The organism is Pseudomonas vanderleydeniana, assembly GCF_014268755.2.
In the GTDB taxonomy this organism is placed as follows: Bacteria; Pseudomonadota; Gammaproteobacteria; order Pseudomonadales; family Pseudomonadaceae; genus Aquipseudomonas; species Aquipseudomonas vanderleydeniana.
The window spans coordinates 5,558,817-5,574,566 of sequence record NZ_CP077093.1 but is presented as its reverse complement, the minus strand read 5'-3'; the positions used below and the strand labels follow the sequence as shown (position 1 = coordinate 5,574,566).

General features: G+C 63.6%; 12 protein-coding genes. 8 read left to right on the top strand and 4 right to left on the bottom strand.

The annotated features are described in order from the left end of the window. Positions 1-57: 57 nt before the first annotated feature. From HU752_RS24955 to rloA, 3 genes are read right to left on the bottom strand one after another with little or no spacing between them, the layout of a single operon-like run. A complete protein-coding gene (locus HU752_RS24955) occupies positions 58-1,044 on the bottom strand; it encodes an alpha-L-glutamate ligase-like protein (protein WP_186682368.1) in 987 nt (328 codons plus the stop codon). Next, entirely contained in the window at positions 1,044-2,576 is a 1,533-nt protein-coding gene (rloB, locus tag HU752_RS24950) for an osmotic stress tolerance membrane protein RloB (protein WP_186682370.1), read from the bottom strand. The genes HU752_RS24955 and rloB overlap by 1 nt, the downstream gene beginning before the upstream one ends. A 5-nt stretch (positions 2,577-2,581) precedes the next feature. Continuing rightward, positions 2,582-3,121, bottom strand: coding sequence for a retropepsin-like aspartic peptidase RloA (rloA, locus tag HU752_RS24945; RefSeq protein ID WP_186682372.1), 540 nt, complete (start codon positions 3,119-3,121; stop codon positions 2,582-2,584). Positions 3,122-3,390: 269 nt separating this feature from the next. On the opposite strand from rloA, the gene HU752_RS24940 reads away from it, so the two are divergent. From HU752_RS24940 to prpF, 5 genes are all read left to right on the top strand, one after another. Beyond that, the gene (locus tag HU752_RS24940; protein ID WP_186682374.1) at positions 3,391-4,113 is read left to right on the top strand and encodes a GntR family transcriptional regulator; all 723 of its coding nucleotides are present in this window, start codon (positions 3,391-3,393) and stop codon (positions 4,111-4,113) included. Further along, positions 4,110-5,009, top strand: a complete 900-nt coding sequence (gene prpB / locus HU752_RS24935; RefSeq protein ID WP_186682376.1) for a methylisocitrate lyase — start codon at positions 4,110-4,112, stop codon at positions 5,007-5,009. The genes HU752_RS24940 and prpB overlap by 4 nt, the downstream gene beginning before the upstream one ends. Before the next feature lie 156 nt (positions 5,010-5,165). Further along, entirely contained in the window at positions 5,166-6,293 is a 1,128-nt protein-coding gene (gene prpC, locus HU752_RS24930) for a bifunctional 2-methylcitrate synthase/citrate synthase (protein WP_186682378.1), read from the top strand. Positions 6,294-6,495: 202 nt separating this feature from the next. Further along, complete coding sequence (acnD, locus tag HU752_RS24925) at positions 6,496-9,090, top strand: Fe/S-dependent 2-methylisocitrate dehydratase AcnD (protein ID WP_186682380.1); 2,595 nt, start codon at positions 6,496-6,498, stop codon at positions 9,088-9,090. 199 nt (positions 9,091-9,289) lie between these two features. Beyond that, on the top strand, positions 9,290-10,480 hold the full coding sequence (prpF, locus tag HU752_RS24920; protein WP_186682382.1) for a 2-methylaconitate cis-trans isomerase PrpF: 1,191 nt from the start codon (positions 9,290-9,292) through the stop codon (positions 10,478-10,480). Positions 10,481-10,616: 136 nt separating this feature from the next. Here prpF and ppsR read toward each other — a convergent pair whose 3' ends face one another. Continuing rightward, on the bottom strand, positions 10,617-11,435 hold the full coding sequence (gene ppsR / locus HU752_RS24915; RefSeq protein ID WP_186682384.1) for a posphoenolpyruvate synthetase regulatory kinase/phosphorylase PpsR: 819 nt from the start codon (positions 11,433-11,435) through the stop codon (positions 10,617-10,619). Between the two features lie 177 nt (positions 11,436-11,612). On the opposite strand from ppsR, the gene ppsA reads away from it, so the two are divergent. The 3 genes from ppsA (at position 11,613) to rraA (ending at position 15,750) form a co-directional block, all read left to right on the top strand. Beyond that, positions 11,613-13,982 (top strand): phosphoenolpyruvate synthase, encoded by a 2,370-nt coding sequence (gene ppsA, locus HU752_RS24910; RefSeq protein ID WP_186682386.1) that lies wholly within the window; start codon positions 11,613-11,615, stop codon positions 13,980-13,982. A 128-nt stretch (positions 13,983-14,110) separates the two neighbouring features. Beyond that, a complete protein-coding gene (locus HU752_RS24905; protein ID WP_186682388.1) occupies positions 14,111-15,100 on the top strand; it encodes an alpha/beta fold hydrolase in 990 nt (329 codons plus the stop codon). A 158-nt stretch (positions 15,101-15,258) separates the two neighbouring features. Beyond that, positions 15,259-15,750, top strand: a complete 492-nt coding sequence (gene rraA, locus HU752_RS24900; protein ID WP_186682390.1) for a ribonuclease E activity regulator RraA — start codon at positions 15,259-15,261, stop codon at positions 15,748-15,750.

The following is a 15,750-nucleotide window of genomic DNA, read 5'->3' as shown; positions in this document are numbered from 1 at the left end:
CGTCGTCTGGTTCGCGGATAAATCCGGCTCCCACAGGTGGGTTGGTTCCCTCCGTTATCAGGCATTCCGTGGAGCTACATGGCCGAACAGACCTTGGACGAAACGCACCCGCTCCTCCGCGGTTTCGCTGAGGCCGGCCGCTGCCAGCTCTTCCAGGTGCGCTTCCACCGCCTGGGCCCGGGTGGTCAGGCCGCAATCATTGGCGATCTGGATGTTCAGTCCGGGGCGGGCGTTGAGCTCGAGGATCAATGGGCCCTTGTCCTGGTCCAGCACCATGTCCACGCCGATGTAGCCCAGGCCACACAGCTCGTAGCAGCCGGCGGCGAGCTTCATGAAGCCGTCCCAGTTTGGCAGTTGCACACCGTCCACCGCGTTGGTGGTGTCAGGGTGCTTGCTGATGATGTTGTTCAGCCAGGTACCGCGCAGGGTCAGGCCAGTCGCCAGGTCGACACCGACGCCGATGGCGCCCTGGTGCAGGTTGGCCTTGCCGTTGGACTGGCGGGTCGGCAGGCGCAGCATGGCCATGACCGGGTAGCCCATCAGCACGATGATGCGGATGTCCGGCACGCCCTCATAGCTGATGCTCCTGAAGATCTGGTCGGGGGTCACCCGGTATTCGATCAGCGCGCGGTCGCGATGGCCGCCCAGGGAATAGAGCCCGGTGAGGATGCTGGACACCTGGTGCTCGATTTCCTCATGGCTGATGATCCGTCCGGAAACGGTCCGGTAGCGCCCTTCGAAACGGTCGGCGATCACCAGGATGCCGTCGCCACCGGCACCCTGGGCCGGCTTGATGACGAAGTCGCTGCGCCCGCCGATGATTTCGTCGAGCTTGTCGATGTCCTTTTCGGTGGAGATCACGCCATACATTTCCGGCACGTGGATGCCGGCGGCGATTGCCCGTTCCTTGGTGATGATCTTGTCATCGACGATCGGGTACAGGCTGCGCTTGTTGTACTTGAGCACATAGTCGGCGTTACGCCGGTTGATGCCCATGATGCCCTTGGCCTCCAGGGCCTTCCAGGTTTTCCACAGGCCGAACATCAGGCGTCTTCCTTGAGAAAGGCCTTGAAACGCACCAGTTCGGTCAGGCGGTAGCCGCGATAGCGTCCCATGGCCAGCATGAAGCCCACCAGGATCAGCAGGATCGCCGGGAAGGTGAAGACGAAGTACACCAGTTCCGGCACGCTCATGATCAGATGTGCCAGCGAGGCGGCGAACAGGGTGCCGATCGCGACTTTCATCGCATGGCCGCCGCCGCGTTCCTCCCAGGTGATGGACAGGCGCTCGATGGTCATGGTCAGGATCACCATCGGGAACAACGCGACCGAGAGGCCGCGCTCCAGGCCGAGCTTGTGGCTGAACAGGCTGATGGCGGCGATCAGCACCACAACGAAGGTCAGCACCACCGACAATCGCGGCAGCATCTGCAGCTTCAGGTGTTCCAGGTAGGAGCGTAGCGACAGGCCGAGCGCGGTGATGATGGTGAACAGCACGATGCCGAAGCCCAGCTGGGTCTCGCGAAAGGCCAGGGCGATCAGGACCGGGGTGAAGGTGCCGAGGGTCTGCAGGCCGATCAGGTTGCGCAGGATCAGGATCACCAGCACGCCGATCGGGATCATCACCATGATCATGAAGGTCTGCTGGGTCTGCAGCGGCAGGCCGTAGAGCGAGTATTCGAGGAAGTTGGCGTCGGAGTTCTCGTCGGTCAGCTTGGCCAGGCGGATGGCGTTCATCTCGCTGTTGTTCAGGCTGAAGTTGACGCTGGCCTTCTTGCCGCCCTCGACGGTGATCAGGTTGTCGTCGCCGGTCCACCAGACCAGGCGGTCTTCAGGCAGGCCCTGTTCGCCGGTGTCCGGGTTGAAGTACAGCCAGTCGTTGCCGTTGAAACTGCGCAGCCAGAGTTCCGGGGTTTGCGGCTGGTCGGCGACCAGGCGGATGGTGTGGACCTTTTCCAGCGGTACGTGGGCAATCGACAGCAGCAGTTCGATGATCTGTGCCTTGTGCGGGGTCGATGGATCGCCGGCCAGCAGCAGCTTGACGTTGTCGTCGCCCAGGTTGTTGACGCGCTTGATGGTTTCGCTGATGAAGGTCTCGACGTCGGCCGAGTGCTGGCGGATGGGCGCCATCAGTGCTTCGGCAGCGATTTTTTCCGGGCCTTCGATGGCCATGCTGTCACGGAAGGTCGGGCCCTTGACCTTGGGTTTTTCGCCGGTATAGCGCTTGGTCAGCACCAGGCGATAGTAGAGCGTCTGCTTGCCGCTGACCCGCCGGGCCGACCAGGTGACCTTGCGATTGCCATCGGCACGGTTGACGCTGACCCCGTAGTTGTTGGAGATGAAGCTCTCGTTGAGGCTCACGTAGTCACGGCTCAGCGGCGGCACGAACATCTGGATCTTCACCGGGTCCTTGCTGGCGGCGACGAACTCGACCTTGGCGTCGATGTTCCACAGGTCGTCGGTGGCATCTTCGGTGACCGGAATCCCCAGGACGAAAATCTGATAGGCCGTGACCGAAATACCGAGCACCACCAGGATGGCGATCAGGACTTTCAGATGGAGGGTAAGAGAACGCATGCGAATTACTCGGCGGTTTGAGCGTCGGCGATGCAGGCGGGCTTGCCGGCAGCGTATTTAAGGCTGGGGTCTACCAGCGCATCGAAGCGCTTGAGCGCCTCGGAGCCAATCAGGAGCGGGTATTGGAAAGCACTTCGGTCGGTCAAGTTCACTTCGATGGTGCGCAGGGCGCTGCCCATGCAGACATTCAGGGTGATCACCGGGCGGGCGGTGTAAGCCTTGTCCTCGTCCGGGTCGTAGTCGCCGGAGCGGCGCTTGATCTTGCTGACCCGTGCCAACGGCAGTTCGATGGGGTGTGAATGCGCCGTATCGATGGCCAGGTAGAAACGTACCCAGCTTTCACCGTTACGCTTGAAACGCTTGATGTCACGGGCACTCAGGGAGGCCGTCTTGGCACCGGTGTCGAGCTTGGCCGCGACTTCCAGGTCGATACCGTCCAGGGTCGCGTACTCGTTCAGGCCGTACACGGTCTTTCCCGCCGCGCTGGCGAGGCCTGGCAGGCAGAAAAGAAGCAAGAGCAGTAGAGGGAAGGGCTTGAGTCTCATAAGTCCTGGCGCGTATTCAAGGTGACTGGCAATACCGCGCAAGCTTCCTCGTGCGTCTGTCAGATGAAGATGACAGGCATGGCATCGTCAGATGCGCGCGGCATTCTAACATGCTGGTTTTATGGCGCCAGCGCCGGGGTGGTTGTCTCCATCATGATCCGCTGTTTTCTCGCGCTCTTAGACTATTGTCGACAATATCGATTAATTCTTTGACTGTGCTGGTCTGATTGGCTAGTTTTACCGTCATTGATTTTGAAGGTGTCGACAATATGCTGGAAAATCTGGAGTCGCTGGCCGCTCCCCAGGAAGATTCGGAAACGCTTTCCGAGAACGTCTTCCGGCGCATCCAGGCTGCCATCGTGAAGGGCGAGATCGCTCCGGGCAGCAAGATTTCCGAGCCGGAACTGGCACGCACCTACGGTATCAGCCGTGGCCCGCTGCGCGAGGCCATCCACCGCCTGGAAGGGCAGCGCCTGTTGGTGCGGGTGCCTCATGTCGGGGCGCGGGTGGTTTCGCTCAGCCATGCCGAACTGATCGAACTCTATGAGATCCGCGAGTCCCTGGAGGGCATGGCCTGCCGTCTTGCCGCCGAGCGCATGACCCGCGAAGAGATCGAGGAACTGCGCCAGGTGCTGCATACCCACGAACGCGATGCGGCGTTCCAGGCGGGTGTCGGCTACTACCAGCAGGAAGGCGATTTCGACTTCCACTACCGGATTATCCAGGGGGCCGGCAACCGCACCCTGACCCAGATGCTCTGCGGCGAGCTCTACCAGCTCGTGCGCATGTACCGCATCCAGTTTTCCGCGACCCCCAACCGGCCACGCCAGGCCTTTGCCGAGCACCATCGGATTCTCGATGCGATTGCCGATCGTGATGGTGAACTGGCCGAACTGCTGATGCGCCGTCACATCGGCGCCTCGAAACGCAATATTGCGCGTCACTACCAGGACGGCGCCAAACCGACAGCCACTCCACGAGGTGAGTCATGAGTCAGGGTTCCAACAAAAACACGCCCGGTCAGCGTTTCCGCGATGCGGTCGCCAGCGAGCATCCACTGCAGGTGGTCGGCACGATCAACGCCAACCACGCCCTGCTGGCCAAGCGCGCCGGTTTCAAGGCGATCTACCTGTCGGGTGGCGGGGTCGCGGCCGGCTCCCTCGGCCTGCCTGACCTGGGCATCTCCGGCCTGGATGACGTGCTGACCGACGTGCGACGCATCACCGATGTCTGCGACCTGCCGCTGTTGGTGGATGTCGACACCGGTTTCGGTTCCTCGGCCTTCAACGTCGCGCGTACCGTGCGCTCGATGAGCAAGTTCGGCGCGGCGGCGATCCATATCGAGGACCAGGTCGGGGCCAAGCGCTGCGGCCACCGGCCGAACAAGGAAATCGTTTCCCAGCAGGAAATGGTCGATCGCATCAAGGCGGCCGTTGACGCGCGCCTCGACGACAGCTTCGTGATCATGGCGCGCACCGACGCGCTGGCGGTCGAAGGCCTGGAAGCCGCGCTGGACCGCGCAGCGGCCTGCATCGAGGCCGGTGCCGACATGATTTTCCCGGAAGCCATCACCGAACTGGAGATGTACAAGCTGTTCGCCAACCGGGTGAAGGCGCCGATCCTGGCCAATATCACCGAGTTCGGCGCGACGCCGCTGTACACCACCGAACAGCTGGCATCCGTCGACGTATCGCTGGTGCTGTACCCGCTGTCGGCGTTCCGCGCCATGAACAAGGCGGCGGAAAACGTCTACACCGCGATTCGTCGCGATGGCACCCAGCAGAACGTGATCGACACCATGCAGACCCGCATGGAGCTCTACGATCGCATCGACTACCACGCCTTCGAGCAGAAGCTCGATGCGTTGTTCGCCCAGAAGAAGGGCTGAAGCCAGGCGCCGGCTTGCTGGCGATCCAGGCGACGCGGTGGATCATGGGCATCGCGTCGATATCATCGCCAGCAAGCCGGCTCCCACAGAAAAATTGAATAGCCTGAGTGATCGAATTGCCGATCCCCGACAACCTACAAGAATTTGGAGAGAGCAATGGCTGAAGCAAAAGTACTGAGCGGTGCCGGCCTGCGTGGCCAGGTCGCCGGACAAACCGCCCTGTCCACCGTGGGCCAGGCTGGTGCCGGTCTGACCTATCGTGGTTATGACGTGCGTGAGCTGGCGGCCGAGGCGCGCTTCGAGGAGGTCGCCTACCTGCTGCTGTACGGCGAGCTGCCCAACGCCACCGAGCTGGCGGCCTACATGGGCAAGCTGCGCACCCTGCGCGACCTGCCCCAGGCGCTGAAAGAGGTGCTCGAGCGCATACCGGCCGATGCCCACCCGATGGACGTGATGCGCACCGGCTGCTCGTTCCTGGGCAACATCGAGCCGGAGGGCGACTTCTCCCGCCAGCACGAAGCCACCGACCGCCTGCTGGCCGCCTTCCCGGCGATCATGTGCTACTGGTATCGCTTCAGCCATGAAGGCAAGCGTATCGACTGCGTGACCGACGAGGCGTCCCTTGGCGGGCATTTCCTGCACCTGCTGCACGGCAAGGCGCCGAGCGAGCTGCATCGCAAGGTGATGGACGTGTCGCTGATCCTCTATGCGGAGCACGAGTTCAACGCCTCGACCTTTACCGCACGGGTCTGTGCCTCGACCCTGTCCGACCTGTTCTCCTGCGTCACCGCAGCCATCGGTTCGCTGCGCGGCCCGCTGCACGGCGGTGCCAACGAGGCGGCGATGGAGATGATCGAGCGCTATGGTTCGGCCCAGGAGGCCATCGAGGGCACCCTCGGCATGCTGGCGCGCAAGGACAAGATCATGGGCTTCGGCCATGCGATCTACAAGGACAGCGACCCGCGCAACGAGGTGATCAAGGGTTGGTCGAAGCAGCTCGCCGATGAAGTCGGTGACAGCGTGCTGTTCCCGGTGTCCGAGGCGATCGACAAGACCATGTGGGAACAGAAGAAACTGTTCCCCAACGCCGACTTCTACCATGCCTCGGCGTACCACTTCATGGGTATCCCGACCAAGCTGTTCACGCCGATCTTCGTCTGCTCGCGCCTGACCGGCTGGGCGGCGCATGTGTTCGAGCAGCGTGCCAACAACCGCATCATCCGTCCGAGCGCCGAGTACACCGGCGTCGAGCAGCGCAAGTTCGTGCCAATCGAGCGTCGCTGAGGCCTTGGCCGTGGGAGTCGGGCGCGGGCCCTGTTCGCGGATAAATCCGGCTCCCACAGGTTTGAGGCAGGCCTGAAATCTGTGTTCGACGCATGCGCCCTGTGGGAGCCGGATTTATCCGCGAAAGGGGCCTCAAGCTCACCCGATAACTCCCTGCCGGCCCGTGTTTGCTTCTGACTTAACCGTGATCGAGTCCCAGACCATGAATACCCAATACCGTAAACCGTTGCCCGGCAGTCACCTGGACTTCTTCGATGCCCGTGCGGCGGTCGATGCGATCCAGCCCGGGGCCTACGCCACGCTGCCCTACACCTCCCGCGTCCTGGCTGAGAACCTGGTGCGGCGCTGCGAGCCGGCGACGCTGACCGACTCCCTCAAGCAACTGATCGAACGCAAGCGCGACCTGGATTTTCCCTGGTTCCCGGCCCGCGTGGTCTGCCACGACATCCTCGGCCAGACCGCGCTGGTCGACCTGGCCGGCCTGCGGGATGCCATTGCCTCCCAGGGCGGTGATCCGGCCCAGGTCAACCCGGTGGTACCGACCCAACTGATCGTCGACCACTCGCTGGCGGTGGAATGCGGTGGTTTCGATCCGGATGCGTTCGCCAAGAACCGCGCCATCGAGGACCGTCGCAACGAGGATCGTTTCCACTTCATCGACTGGACCAAGAAGGCGTTCAAGAACGTCGACGTGATCCCGCCGGGCAACGGCATCATGCACCAGATCAACCTGGAGAAGATGTCCCCGGTGATCCAGGCGCGTGACGGCGTGGCCTTCCCCGATACCTGCGTCGGTACCGACAGCCACACCCCGCACGTCGATGCGCTGGGCGTGATCGCCATCGGTGTCGGCGGCCTGGAAGCCGAGAGCGTGATGCTGGGTCGTGCTTCCTGGATGCGCCTGCCGGAGATCGTTGGCGTCGAGCTGACCGGCAAGTTGCAACCGGGTATCACCGCTACCGACATGGTGCTGGCGCTGACCGAGTTCCTGCGCAAGCAGAAGGTGGTCGGGGCCTACCTGGAGTTCTTCGGCGAAGGCGCCAGTGCGCTGACCCTGGGCGACCGTGCGACTATCTCCAACATGGCCCCGGAGTACGGCGCCACGGCGGCGATGTTCTACATCGACCAGCAGACCATCGACTACCTGAAGCTCACCGGTCGTGAGGATGCGCAGGTGCAACTGGTCGAAACCTACGCCCGCGAGAGTGGCCTGTGGGCCGACAGCCTCCAGGGCGTGCAGTACGAGCGCGGCCTGCAGTTCGACCTGTCTTCGGTGGTGCGCAACATGGCCGGCCCCAGCAACCCGCATGCCCGCGTCGCCACCAGCGACCTGGCGGCCAAGGGCATCGCCGGGCAGTGGAGCGAAGTGCCGGGGCAGATGCCCGACGGCGCGGTGATCATCGCCGCCATCACCAGTTGCACCAACACCAGCAACCCGCGCAACGTCATCGCCGCCGGCCTGCTGGCGCGCAACGCCAACAGGCTGGGCCTGACCCGCAAGCCGTGGGTCAAGTCGTCGCTGGCGCCGGGCTCCCGGGCGGTTGCGCTGTACCTGGATGAAGCCGGCTTGACCCAGGAACTGGAGCAACTGGGCTTTGGCGTGGTGGCCTTCGCCTGCACCACCTGCAACGGCATGTCCGGCGCGCTGGACCCGGTGATCCAGCAGGAAATCATCGATCGTGACCTCTACGCCACGGCGGTGCTCTCCGGTAACCGCAACTTCGACGGGCGTATCCATCCGTACGCCAAGCAGGCATTCCTGGCGTCACCGCCGCTGGTGGTGGCCTACGCGATTGCCGGGACCATCCGTTTCGATATCGAGAAGGACGTGCTGGGGCGCGATGCCGACGGCCAGGAAATCCGCCTCAAGGACATCTGGCCGAGCGACGAGGAAATCGATGCAATGGTCAAGGCTTCGGTCAAGCCGGAGCAGTTCCGCAAGGTCTATACGCCGATGTTCGCCATTCACGAGGACAACGGTCCGAAGGTCGAGCCGCTCTATGACTGGCGGCCGATGAGCACCTATATCCGTCGTCCGCCGTACTGGGAAGGCGCCCTGGCCGGGGCCCGACCGCTCAAGGGCATGCGCCCGCTGGCGGTGCTGCCGGACAACATCACCACCGATCACCTGTCGCCGTCCAACGCTATCCTGCTGGACAGTGCGGCCGGTGAGTACCTGGCGAAAATGGGCCTGCCGGAGGAGGACTTCAACTCCTACGCCACCCACCGCGGCGACCACCTCACTGCCCAGCGCGCGACGTTCGCCAACCCGAAACTGTTCAACGAAATGGTTCAGGAGAACGGCAAGGTCAAGCAGGGCTCCCTGGCGCGGGTCGAGCCGGAAGGCCAGGTCATGCGCATGTGGGAAGCCATCGAGACCTACATGGACCGCAAGCAGTCCTTGATCATCATCGCCGGCGCCGACTACGGCCAGGGTTCGTCCCGTGACTGGGCGGCCAAGGGCGTCCGGCTGGCGGGGGTCGAGGCGATCGTCGCCGAAGGCTTCGAGCGCATCCACCGGACCAACCTGGTCGGCATGGGCGTGTTGCCGCTGGAGTTCAAGCCGGGCACCGATCGCAAGACCCTTGGCATCGACGGCACCGAGACGTTCGACGTGATCGGCGAGCGTACGCCGCGGGCGACCCTGACCCTGGTCATCCGGCGCAGGGACGGCGAGCGTGTCGAGGTGCCAGTGACCTGCAGGCTGGATACCGCCGAAGAGGTCTCGATCTACGAGGCGGGCGGTGTGCTGCAGCGTTTTGCGCAGGACTTCCTCCAGTCGGCGAGCGCACGCTGACAGAAGAAAACGGCAACTGCTCCGCCCTGTGGGAGCCGGATTCATCCGCGAACCAGGCAACGCGGTCATACCGGATGGCTGCGTTATCGTTCTTCGCGGATGAATCCGGCTCCCACGGGGCGGGGTGGCGGCCATGGCAATGCGAACCCATTCCGGTCCTGCCGCGCAACCCAGGCGCGCAGGCCCCGCAGGAGGCTTCATGACCCACGCCGCACAAATCAGAATCCCCGCCACCTACATGCGTGGTGGTACCAGCAAGGGGGTGTTCTTCAACCTCAGCGACCTGCCCGAGGCCGCGCAGTTGCCCGGCGCGGCACGCGACGCGCTGCTGCTGCGGGTGATCGGCAGCCCCGATCCCTATGAAAAGCAGATCGATGGCATGGGGGGGGCGACCTCCAGCACCAGCAAGACGGTGATCCTGTCGCGCAGCATCAAGGCCGGTCACGATGTCGACTACCTGTTCGGCCAGGTGTCGATCGACAAGCCGTTCATCGACTGGAGCGGCAACTGCGGCAACCTGTCGGCCGCAGTGGGCTCGTTCGCCATCAGTGCCGGCCTGGTCGATGCCGCGCGGGTTCCGCGCAATGGCGTGGCGGTGGTGCGGATCTGGCAGGTGAACATCGGCAAGACCATCATCGCCCATGTGCCGATCACTGACGGCCAGGTCCAGGAAACCGGCGACTTCGAACTCGATGGCGTGACGTTTCCCGCCGCCGAGGTGCAACTCGAGTTCATGGACCCGGCGGCCGAGGAGGAGGGCGCTGGCGGTTCGATGTTCCCCACCGGCAACCTGGTGGATGACCTGGAGGTTCCGGGTGTCGGTACCTTCAAGGCGACCCTGATCAATGCCGGGATTCCGACGATCTTCGTCAATGCCGCGGACATCGGCTACACCGGCACCGAGTTGCAGGGCGATATCAACAGTGATCCCAAGGCCCTGGCACGCTTCGAGACCATTCGTGCCTACGGGGCGCTGCGCATGGGGTTGATCGACCGTATCGACGAAGCGGCCAAGCGCCAGCACACGCCGAAGGTCGCCTTCGTCGCACCGCCAGCCAGCTACACCGCATCAAGTGGCAAGGCGGTGGCGGCCGGTGACCTGGACCTGCTGGTACGGGCGCTGTCGATGGGCAAGCTGCACCACGCCATGATGGGCACCGCGGCGGTGGCCATCGGCACGGCGGCGGCGATTCCCGGGACGTTGGTGAACCTGGCGGCGGGCGGCGGCGAGCGCAGTTCGGTGCGTTTCGGCCACCCGTCGGGAACCCTGCGGGTCGGTGCCGAGGCCACCCAGGCCGACGGTGAATGGACCGTGGTCAAGGCCATCATGAGCCGCAGCGCGCGGGTGCTGATGGAAGGCTGGGTGCGGGTGCCGGGCGACGCCTTCTAGATCGGGGGTATCAGGTCAACCGCATTCGCGGCGGTTCGGCGCCCGACAAGCCCGGCGCCTGCAAGGATCGCTCGCCCCTGTGGGAGCCGGGCTTGCCCGCGAATAGGCCGTCCCTGCTCCCACACCTTTCGGATCCTTACTTGAACCGGCGCTCCACGCCTTTTTCCACGAGAATCTTCGCCGAAATCTCTTCCACGGAGAAATGCGTGGAGTTGATGTGCGGGATGTTTTCCCGGCGGAACAGGTTTTCCACCTCGCGTACCTCGAATTCGCACTGAGCATAGCTCGAGTAGCGGCTGTTGGGCTTGCGCTCGTTGCGGATCGCGGTCAGGCGGTCCGGGTCGATGGTCAGGCCGAACAGCTTGTGCTGGTGGGCGCGCAGGGCCGTCGGCAGTTGCAGGCGCTCCATGTCTTCCTCGGTCAACGGGTAGTTGGCGGCCCGGATACCGAACTGCATCGCCATGTACAGGCACGTCGGCGTCTTGCCGCAGCGCGACACGCCGACCAGGATCAGGTCGGCCTTGTCGTAGTAGTGGGTGCGGGCGCCGTCGTCGTTATCGAGGGCGAAGTTCACCGCCTCGATCCGTTCCATGTAGTTGGAGTTGCCGCCGATCGAGTGGGATTTGCCCACGGAGTAGGAGGAATGCTCGCTCAGTTCCTGTTCCAGCGGGGCGAGGAAGGTGGAAAAAATGTCGATCATGAAACCATTGGACGTCGCGAGAATCTCACGAATGTCCTGATTGACGATGGTGTCGAAGATGATCGGGCGGTAACCGTCCCGTTCTGCGGCGCTGTTGATCTTCTGGACCATGGCCCGGGCCTTATCCACGCTGTCGATGTACGGTTGCGTGGATTTGGCGAAGGTAATGCTTTCGAACTGCGCCAACAGGCTTTGACCCAGGGTTTCGGCGGTGATGCCGGTGCCATCGGAGATAAAGAAAGCAGATCGTTTCATTTGCACCTTGGGCCTTAAGCTGATGACGATTCTTGGATATGATAGGCAGGATTTGCCCGCCTGGAACGGCTGGCATTCTCACTTATTTTCCAGGTCCAGGCCACAGAGCGGATCGACCAGCCATTTGAACATGGCCCGCCCTGAGCTTCATCCAACACAGTCAGTGGAGAGATCACCTTGGTAGAGTACGTAGTTTCCCTCGATAAGCTCGGCGTCCATGATGTGGAGCACGTAGGGGGCAAGAACGCATCCCTTGGCGAGATGATCAGTAACCTCGCGGGCGCCGGCGTGTCGGTTCCCGGCGGCTTTGCCACTACGGCTCAGGCGTATCGCGATTTTCTCGAACAGAGTGGCCTGAACGACCGCATCCACGCCGCGCTCGACGCGCTGGACGTCGATGACGTCAACGCCCTGGCCAGGACCGGCGCCCAGATCCGCCAGTGGATCATGGAAGCCGAGTTCCCCGAGCGCCTCAACAGCGAAATCCGCACCGCCTTCGCCGCCCTGTCGGCCGGCAACCCGGACATGGCCGTGGCCGTACGTTCCTCGGCGACCGCCGAAGACCTGCCGGACGCCTCCTTCGCCGGCCAGCAGGAAACCTTCCTGAACATCCGCGGCGTGGACAACGTCATCCGCGCGGCCAAGGAAGTGTTCGCCTCGCTGTTCAACGACCGCGCCATTTCCTACCGCGTGCACCAGGGCTTCGACCACAAGCTGGTCGCCCTGTCGGCCGGCGTGCAGCGCATGGTCCGTTCGGAAACCGGCACCGCCGGCGTGATGTTCACCCTCGACACCGAGTCGGGCTTCCGTGACGTGGTGTTCATCACCGGCGCCTACGGCCTGGGTGAAACCGTCGTGCAGGGCGCGGTGAACCCGGACGAGTTCTACGTCCACAAGAGCACCCTGAGCGCCGGCCGCCCGGCGATCCTGCGCCGCAACCTGGGCAGCAAGGCGATCAAGATGATCTACGGCGACGAGGCCAAGGCCGGTCGTTCGGTCAAGACCGTCGAGGTCGACAAGGCCGATCGCGCGCGTTTCTGCCTGACCGACGCCGAAGTCAGCGAGCTGGCCAAGCAGGCGATGATCATCGAGAAGCACTACCAGTGCCCGATGGACATCGAGTGGGCCAAGGACGGTGACGACGGCAAGCTGTACATTGTGCAGGCTCGTCCTGAAACCGTGAAGAGCCGCGCCAGCGCCAACGTCATGGAACGCTACCTGCTCAAGGAAAAGGGCACCGTGCTGGTCGAAGGCCGGGCCATCGGCCAGCGCATCGGTGCCGGCAAGGTCCGCATCATTCGCGACGTGACCGAGATGGACAAGGTCCAGGTCGGCGACGTGCTGGTGTCCGACATGACCGACCCGGACTGGGAACCGGTGATGAAGCGCGCCAGCGCCATCGTCACCAACCGCGGCGGCCGTACCTGCCACGCGGCGATCATCGCCCGTGAACTGGGGATTCCGGCGGTCGTCGGTTGCGGCAACGCCACCGAACTGCTCAAGGACGGCCAGGGCGTGACCGTTTCCTGTGCCGAAGGCGACACCGGCTACATCTTCGAAGGCGAGCTGGGCTTCGACATCAAGAAGAACTCCGTCGACGCCATGCCGGAGCTGCCGTTCAAGATCATGATGAACGTCGGCAACCCGGACCGCGCGTTCGATTTCGCGCAGTTGCCGAACGCCGGCGTGGGCCTGGCCCGCCTGGAATTCATCATCAACCGCATGATCGGCGTGCACCCCAAGGCGCTGCTGAACTACGCCGGCCTGCCGCTGGACATCAAGGAAAGCGTCGACAAGCGCATCGCCGGCTACGACGATCCGGTCGGCTTCTATGTCGAGAAGCTGGTGGAGGGCATCAGCACCCTGGCCGCAGCGTTCTGGCCGAAGAAGGTCATCGTGCGCCTGTCGGACTTCAAGTCCAACGAATACGCCAACCTGATCGGCGGCAAGCTCTACGAGCCGGAAGAAGAAAACCCGATGCTGGGCTTCCGCGGCGCCTCGCGCTACATCAGCGAGTCGTTCCGTGACTGCTTCGAGCTCGAGTGCCGTGCGCTCAAGCGCGTGCGCAACGAGATGGGCCTGACCAACGTCGAGATCATGGTGCCGTTCGTGCGCACCCTGGGCGAAGCCAGCCAGGTGGTCGAGCTGCTGGCGGCCAACGGCCTGGCCCGCGGCCAGGACGGCCTGCGCGTGATCATGATGTGCGAACTGCCGTCCAACGCGATCCTGGCCGACGAGTTCCTCGAGCACTTCGACGGTTTCTCCATCGGCTCCAACGACCTGACCCAGCTGACCCTGGGCCTGGACCGCGACTCGGGGATCATCGCGCACCTGTTCGACGAGCGTAACCCGGCGGTGAAGAAGCTGTTGTCCAACGCGATCCAGGCCTGCAACAAGGCCGGCAAGTACATCGGCATCTGTGGCCAGGGCCCATCCGACCACCCGGACCTGGCCCGCTGGCTGATGGAACAGGGCATCGAAAGTGTGTCGCTGAACCCGGATACCGTGCTGGAAACCTGGTTCTTCCTGGCTGAAGGCCAGGCGTAGGTCCGAGAGAGGGTACCGGCGCCCAGGCGCCACCTGAGCCTTTGTGGGGCGGGTGGCGGGGCGCTTGGTGCCTTGTGTCATATGGGGCGAAGCCGCACAGGCATCGCCCTTTTTTGTGCAAGAGCCTTATGCAAAGCAGCAGTGATCTTTTTCCGGTGGCTTTGCTCAGCGCCGAGCGTCGTGGCGACCTGAGCGAAGACGTCTATCGTTTGAAACCGGGCAACAGCCCCGATGCCTCCGTCGAGCTGGCCGTGACCCGCCTGGGCATGGCCGACGAACCGCAGGCCCGTGGCGTGCCGGTGATTCTCCTGCATGGCAGTTTTTCCAACCGGCGGTTCTGGTTCTCGCCCAAGGGCGTTGGCCTGGGCGCCTACCTGGCGCGTGCCGGCTTCGATGTCTGGGTGCCGGAAATGCGTGGCCACGGGCTGTCCGTGCGCAACCAGGACTATCGCAAGAACCGTGTGGCCGACTACGCCCGCTACGACCTGCCGGCGATCGCCGCGTTCGTCCGTGAGCAGAGTGGTCAGGTTCCCCATTGGATCGGCCATTCCCTGGGCGGTACGACCCTGGCGGCAGCCCTGGGCGGCCAGTACCTGGGGGCACCCGCCGTGGCCTCGGCGGCGCTGTTCGGCAGCCAGGTCAGCCGCACCTACTGGCCGCTGAAGATTCCCGCGGTGGAGTGGAGCGGACGTTTCCTGCTCAAGCGTTTTCCTCACCTGTCCGGCTCGCGTCTCAAGCGTGGGCCGGAGGACGAGCCGATCGGACTGGCGCTGGAAAGCATGCGCTGGTACGGCCTGTTCGGCCGCTTCGGCGACAAGGAGCGCAACTGGTGGGATGGCCTGGCGGAGGTCGAGGTGCCGCTGCTGGCGGTGAGCGCCGAAGGCGACCAACAGGATCCGGCGTGGGCCTGCCGCAAGTTGTTCGAGCAGATCGGCTCGCCGCTCAAGCGTTTCATCTGCCTGGGGCGAGCGGCCGGTTTCAGCTCGGCGTTCGGGCATGTCGAGATGCTGGTGAGCAAGCCGGCACAAACCGAGGTGTGGCCGCTGGTGGCGGACTGGTTGCGCGATCAGCAGGCTTTTGTGGCGCCTCAGTCAGGCGAGGTTCAGCAAGCGTCCTGATAAGGGCATTCCGCTTCAGGGGCGTTGCGGCTAACATATGACGCATTGAGCCGTTCTGGTCATTGTCTAAACAAACGACCGGTCAGCGCGTTTCTTCAAGAGGTGCCGGGGAGGATTGGCACCTCGGATTGCGGTCTCTCACCTACAGGAGTTTGTCCATGAACCATTACGTCACTCCCGACCTGTGCGACGCCTACCCGGAGCTGGTGCAGGTGCTTGAGCCGATGTTCAGCAACTTCGGCGGTCGCGATTCCTTCGGGGGCCAGATCGTGACCATCAAGTGCTTCGAGGATAACTCCCTGGTCAAGGAGCAGGTCGAGCTCCCGGGCGCTGGCAAGGTCCTGGTCGTCGATGGCGGTGGCTCGTTGCGCCGTGCGCTGCTCGGCGACATGCTGGCCGAGAAGGCCGCACGGAACGGTTGGGAAGGCCTGGTGGTCTATGGCTGCATTCGTGACGTCGATGTGATCGCCCAGACCGACCTGGGTGTGCAGGCCCTGGCCAGCCATCCGATGAAGACCGACAAGCGCGGTATCGGTGACCTGAACGTGAAGGTCACCTTCGCCGGCGTCACCTTCGTACCGGGTGAATACGTGTATGCGGACAACAACGGGATCATCGTCTCGCCCAGTCCGCTTGAGATGCCTGAGTAA

Coding starts and splice junctions, on each gene's coding strand:
- rloB (WP_186682370.1), bottom strand. CDS start 2,576: ATGCGTTCTCTTACCCTCCATCTGAAAGTCCTGATCGCCATCCTGGTG.
- rloA (WP_186682372.1), bottom strand. CDS start 3,121: ATGAGACTCAAGCCCTTCCCTCTACTGCTCTTGCTTCTTTTCTGCCTG.
- HU752_RS24955 (WP_186682368.1), bottom strand. CDS start 1,044: ATGTTCGGCCTGTGGAAAACCTGGAAGGCCCTGGAGGCCAAGGGCATC.
- HU752_RS24905 (WP_186682388.1), top strand. CDS start 14,111: ATGCAAAGCAGCAGTGATCTTTTTCCGGTGGCTTTGCTCAGCGCCGAG.
- prpF (WP_186682382.1), top strand. CDS start 9,290: ATGACCCACGCCGCACAAATCAGAATCCCCGCCACCTACATGCGTGGT.
- HU752_RS24940 (WP_186682374.1), top strand. CDS start 3,391: ATGCTGGAAAATCTGGAGTCGCTGGCCGCTCCCCAGGAAGATTCGGAA.
- prpB (WP_186682376.1), top strand. CDS start 4,110: ATGAGTCAGGGTTCCAACAAAAACACGCCCGGTCAGCGTTTCCGCGAT.
- prpC (WP_186682378.1), top strand. CDS start 5,166: ATGGCTGAAGCAAAAGTACTGAGCGGTGCCGGCCTGCGTGGCCAGGTC.
- acnD (WP_186682380.1), top strand. CDS start 6,496: ATGAATACCCAATACCGTAAACCGTTGCCCGGCAGTCACCTGGACTTC.
- ppsR (WP_186682384.1), bottom strand. CDS start 11,435: ATGAAACGATCTGCTTTCTTTATCTCCGATGGCACCGGCATCACCGCC.
- rraA (WP_186682390.1), top strand. CDS start 15,259: ATGAACCATTACGTCACTCCCGACCTGTGCGACGCCTACCCGGAGCTG.